The sequence below is a fragment of the Pantoea sp. CTOTU49201 genome, assembly GCF_032054795.1.
Lineage (GTDB): Bacteria > Pseudomonadota > Gammaproteobacteria > Enterobacterales > Enterobacteriaceae > Pantoea > Pantoea symbiotica.
On sequence record NZ_DAMBSA010000333.1, the window covers coordinates 1 to 5,244 of the forward strand.

General features: G+C 58.4%; 7 protein-coding genes. 1 reads left to right on the forward strand and 6 read right to left on the reverse strand.

The window, feature by feature from the left end; all coding sequences use genetic code 11:
- On the forward strand, positions 1-710 hold a 710-nt coding region (locus tag RTY00_RS19180; RefSeq protein ID WP_312665551.1), incomplete at its 5' end, for a helix-turn-helix domain-containing protein.
- Here RTY00_RS19180 and RTY00_RS19185 read toward each other — a convergent pair.
- From RTY00_RS19185 to RTY00_RS19210, 6 genes are all read right to left on the reverse strand, one after another.
- Positions 699-1,277: an ANTAR domain-containing protein gene (locus tag RTY00_RS19185; RefSeq protein ID WP_312665553.1), complete on the reverse strand. Its 579-nt coding sequence runs from the start codon at positions 1,275-1,277 to the stop codon at positions 699-701. The genes RTY00_RS19180 and RTY00_RS19185 overlap by 12 nt on opposite strands.
- Before the next feature lie 153 nt (positions 1,278-1,430).
- Positions 1,431-2,135: an ABC transporter ATP-binding protein gene (locus tag RTY00_RS19190; RefSeq protein WP_008109378.1), complete on the reverse strand. Its 705-nt coding sequence runs from the start codon at positions 2,133-2,135 to the stop codon at positions 1,431-1,433.
- Positions 2,128-2,859 (reverse strand): ATP-binding cassette domain-containing protein, encoded by a 732-nt coding sequence (locus RTY00_RS19195; RefSeq protein WP_312665555.1) that lies wholly within the window; start codon positions 2,857-2,859, stop codon positions 2,128-2,130. Before RTY00_RS19195 ends, RTY00_RS19190 begins: the two co-directional genes overlap by 8 nt.
- Positions 2,856-3,887: a branched-chain amino acid ABC transporter permease gene (locus RTY00_RS19200; RefSeq protein WP_312665557.1), complete on the reverse strand. Its 1,032-nt coding sequence runs from the start codon at positions 3,885-3,887 to the stop codon at positions 2,856-2,858. The genes RTY00_RS19195 and RTY00_RS19200 overlap by 4 nt, the downstream gene beginning before the upstream one ends.
- Positions 3,887-4,756: a branched-chain amino acid ABC transporter permease gene (locus RTY00_RS19205; RefSeq protein WP_061719130.1), complete on the reverse strand. Its 870-nt coding sequence runs from the start codon at positions 4,754-4,756 to the stop codon at positions 3,887-3,889. Before RTY00_RS19205 ends, RTY00_RS19200 begins: the two co-directional genes overlap by 1 nt.
- Before the next feature lie 11 nt (positions 4,757-4,767).
- Positions 4,768-5,244 (reverse strand): transporter substrate-binding protein (locus tag RTY00_RS19210; RefSeq protein WP_312665559.1); only part of this gene is annotated, 477 nt, incomplete at its 5' end.

Consider the following 5,244-nt stretch of genomic DNA (forward strand, 5'->3'; position numbering starts at 1 on the left):
TCTATCTGGGCTACGTTTGCGCGGGCAGCGGCACGCTGCGGCAGAATGGCAATCAATCACGCGTCAGCGCGGGCGACGTGGTGATTTACGATGCCGCGACGCCGTTTGATTTTGCCATGGAGAAGGTGGCGATCAATATCGTGCATCTGCCGCGCCACATCATGGAGAAGGAAGCGCCTGCCACCGCCAAACTAGCGGGCAAAACGCTGGATCTTACGCGCCCCGGCATGGCATCGCTCAAGCTGCTTTTACAGGAAGCCTTTGTGTTTAATCCCGACCGCGAGAATCCGTTTCTGGCGGAGCAGTTTGCCAACACGCTGCTGAATATGATTTCGGTCAGCGTCAATTTGCAGCACAGCGAAGAGGCGCTGAAGCCGGATCTGTATTCGCGCGTGGTGAGTTTTCTGCGCCACAATCTGCAAGAACCGGAGCTGTCGGTGGCGCAGATCGCCAATGCGCATCACGTCTCACCGCGCACCATCAGCCGGGTGTTTGCCGCCCACGGCACCACGCCGATGAACTTTCTCTGGCAGGAGCGTTTACAGGCGTGTCATCGCGTTCTGGCCGAAGGCAAAGCGCGCAATATCACTCAGGTGGCGTTGGATCACGGCTTCAGCGATATGTCGCACTTCAGCCTGGCATTTCGCAAAGCCTTTGGTTACACGCCCAGCAGCCTGTTACGGCAGCCGGACGCGCCGCTACTTTTGTAACGTGGTGATCACGCGCTCGGCGGTGTATTCCATGCTGCTGCGCGTGTTCATCGCTTCGCTGCGCATCAAGCGATACGCCCCCGATTCATCCAGCCCGAAGGTCTGCATCAGCACGCCTTTGGCCTGCGCCAACCTTTCCCCACGCGCTTTACGCGCCTGCTGCACCGCACGCAACCGCTGGTGATGACGCACGGTTTGTAGCGTGCCGATCATCTGCACAATTAAGGCAAACGGATTGAGCTCACGCTCGGCGATGGCGTTGGGCTGGAGTTGTAGCAGCAGCGGAAACAGCCGCGCGTTGTGGCTATCCGCCAGCGCGATGATGGGAATATCGCTTTCGCGCGCGCTATTGAACAGAGTGGATAAAGGCTGCTGCTGATGGACATCGATCGCCACCAGCAGCAGCTGCGTATCCGCAGGAATTGATGCAATTGGCGGCCAGCTGTGTTGCGCGTGACAGCCCAACTGCGTCAGCGAGGCGCAAAACGCGCGCACGCTCTGTGAATCAGGATGGAAAATATGCAGCCGGACACCAGAAAGCGTTGCCAGTAATGATTGTTCAGTCATGGTTCACCCTATGCGCATCCCGAATGAGGAAGCCTCACAGTAAGCGAGCGGCTGAATCCGTGCTTTGCTGATGCTGCCGGGTGCTGTGTCAGGGCGGACAAGGATGCGGAGCGGTTTTGTAGGGTGCGCATTCATGCGCACCTTGAATAATGCTCAAACATGAAACCCTAAAAACTGCTCTGCCACGCTGGCACTTGACTGGGTTTTCGGATCGATCCTCTGCACAATCTGCCCCTTCTCAATCACATGAATCTGGTCAGAAAGCGCATAAAGAAACTCGATATCCTGCTCCACCAGAATGATCGAAATATCCATCTCATGGCGCAGCCGCCGCAACGTCTCAATGATCTCCTCGCAGATATTCGGTTGAATCCCTTCCGTTGGCTCATCCAGCAGCACCAGCTGCGGCTGGCCGCACAGGCAACGCGCCAGCGCCAATAGCTGCTGCTCGCCGCCCGACAGCGCACCGCCCGGCTGCGCCAGCAGGCGTTTCAGGCGCGGAAAATATTCCAGCATCTGCTCGATAATCTGCCCGGCGCGGGAGAAGTGTTTCACGCAGCCCATACGCAGATTCTCCTCCACCGTCAGCTGCGGGAAAATCTGTCGTCCTTGCGGTACAAAACCGATGCCCGCCACCGCCCGCTGATGCGCCTGATAACCAGTAATATCGATGCCGTTCAGCGCGATGCGGCCTTGCCAGGCTGGCAGTTCACCCATAATGGTGCGCAGCAGCGTAGTTTTGCCCATGCCGTTGCGGCCCAGCACGCCGGTGAACGACTTGGCGCCGACAAACAGCTCGGATAAGTTCAGCACCGGAATCTTGTTGTAGCCCGAAACCATCTCTTTTATTTCAAGCATGTTTAATCTCCAGATTGCCGAGATACGCCTCTTTCACCAGCGGATTTTGCGTCACCTCGCGGAAGCTGCCTTCCGCCAGCACCGCGCCCTGGTTAAACACCGTCACCTGCTGCGCAATCATGCTGATGAACTCCATGTCGTGTTCCACCACCACCACCGTGCTCTGCTGATTGATCGCCTTGATCAGCTGCGCGGTTTTGCGCACTTCCTGATGCGTCATGCCCGCCGCCGGTTCATCCAGCAGCACCAGCTGCGGTTTGGAGATCAGGATCATCCCCAGCTCCACCCACTGCCGCTGACCATGCGCTAACTCGGAGAGCACCGCATGTTGCAGATCGACCAGGCCGATATCCTCCAGCACTTGTTCAATCGCCGCTGGCAGCGCCGCTTTCGCCAGCTTATTGGCTGCCGCCTGCCACAAGTTTTCCTGCACGCTTAAACCTTCGAACACGCTCGGCACCTGGGTTTTGATGCCAATCCCCAAACGCGCGATTTCCCATGGTCGTTTGCCGGAGATCACCTGTTCGCGATAGCGACACTCGCCGCGCGTCGGCGTCACCTGGCCGCTCAGCATCTTGAAGAAGGTGCTTTTGCCTGCGCCGTTGGGGCCAATCAGGCAGCGCAACTCGCCTTCACGTAAGGTGAAATCCACCTCTTTCACCGCATGTACGCCGCCAAAACTGACGCCCATTTTGCGGGTTTCCAGTAACACGTTGGTTGTCATTGTTTCACCTCACTGACCTGCGCGCGGCTGGCGGGCACAGCGGCACGACGCTTGCGCCGCCACAGGCGCTGTAGCGTCGGCAAAATACCGCCCGGAATCAGCAACACAAACACCGCCAGGATCACGCCGAGCACTAAATTGACATCCACGGTTTGCTGCGCGCCCAGCCGCGTCACCATCCACTGCAACAACACGCAGCTGATCACCGGCCCAAGTAGCGTGCCGCGTCCACCGACAATCACCCAGATGATGATTTGCGCCGACTGGCTGATGCTGAACACGCCAGGACTGACAAACGCGCCCCAGTTGACGTACAAACAGCCCGCCAGTCCGGCAATCGCCGCGCCGATGGCAAAAGTCGCCAGCTTATGCGCCGGCACGTTGTAGCCGAGCAATCCGGCGCGCTGCTCGTTCTCGCGAATCGCCACCACGGTTTTGCCAAAGCGGCTTAGCAGCACGAACTTCAGCAAGGCGTAGCACAGCGCCAGACATCCGGCGGTGACCATAAAGATCGCCTCGGGCGATAAAATCGCATCCGGCTGGAACGGCAGGTTGAGCGTCGGCACCGAGGGAATGCCGTTAAAGCCGCCCAGCAGCGCTTCGCCGATGTGATATTCGCTGCCGGAGGTGGAGTTGACCCAGTTGAACAGCACCAGACTAACTGCCAACGTGATCGCGCCGAGATAGACATCGCTGACGCCGCCATAAAAAATCACATAGCCGAGCAGCAGCGAGAACAGCGTTGGCAGCAGCACCGCCATCACCACTGCCCAGGTCGAATCGCCCCAGTTGATGGCGCAAATCGCATAGGTATAAGCACCTAAACCGAAAAACGCCGCCTGGCCGAAGCACAGAATGCCGCCGTAACCCCAGATAAACGCCAGGCTGAGCGACAACAAGCCCATCACCAGAAACACTGTCAGCGACAGCAAGGTGTAGAGCTCAATCGCACCTGAGAGCCACAGCGCCACCAGCACCATCGCCAGTGAGGTGACGACAATCTGGATCTTTTCCGAGAACAGTTTCATTACAGCGATCTCCTGAAGAAGCGCCCGGTGATGCCCTGCGGCAGCAAGCGCAGCAGCACAATGGCGCTCAGCAACAGCGCAACCGCACCAAACACCGGCGTGGAGAAGTAGGTCACCAACTGCGAAATGGTGCCGAACAGCGTGGAGGCGGAGAGCGTACCGGCGATGATGGCGCTGCCACCGCCAATCACCGTGATAAAGGCTTTGGCGATAAAGCTGACGCCAATGGTTGGGATCACGCCGGTAATCGGCGCTAACAGTGCGCCGCCCAAACCCGATAGCGCCGCGCCGAGGCCAAACGTCAGGCTGTAGATTTTGCCCGGATTGCTGCCGAGCGCCGCCGCCATGCGCGCATTCTGCATGGTGGCACGCGCGCACAAACCTAAGGTGGTAAAGCGCAGCAGCAGCCACAGCGCGCCGAGCAAGCCGACCGCAAACACAATCATGAACAGCGAATAACCGCTGGTGCTGTAATTGCCAATGCTGACGCTGGGCAGCGGCGAACTGATGCCCAGCGTGGTGTTGCCGAACAGCATGGTTGCAGCACCGATCAGCGCCAGACTCAGCCCCCATGTCGCCAGCATGGTGTCGATCATCCGCCCATACAGATGACGGATGATCACGCGCTCAATCACCGCGCCAAACACGCCCACGGTGAGCGGTGCGATCACCAGCATTGAGATCCAGATCGGCACGCCCCACTGATTGGTGGCCAGAATGGCGCTGTAACCGCCCAGCATCATGAATTCGCCGTGCGCCATATTGACGATTTTCATCATGCCGAACACCACCGCCAGCCCAACGCTCATGATCACCAGCACGGCGATGGCATTGAGCACTTCAATGGCGTAGATAATGAACAGATCCATAGCGGCTCCTGTTACAGCTCAATTTGATACTGTTTGGTATCGCGCGGATTTTTCTTCAGATCGCACACCATCGCGGTATCCACCGGCGCTTGATCGGTGAAGGTTTCCAGAATTTTCATCTGATGGTTTTCCACTTCGGCGATATGCACATCCAGCGAACAGTGATGCGTGGCGGGATCGACGCTCAGCTTGCCGCTCGGCGAGGTCAGCGTGACGCCGGACTCCAGCGCCTCGATCACCTTCATGCGATCGACATCGCCCGCTTTGCGCACCCCTTCCGCCCAGATCAACATGCCCTGATAAGCGCCCATCGCCAGGTCGCTGATGTACGGCGTATTGGCGCCGTAGCGCGCATGGAATCGCTCAACGAAAGCTTTGTTTTCCGGTGAGGGGATTTCCTGCATATAGTTGGCGGCAACCAGAATGCCGTTGCTCTCTTCCGGCGACAGAATGATATGTTCGTTGCCGCCGCCAAACACCGTGGAGGC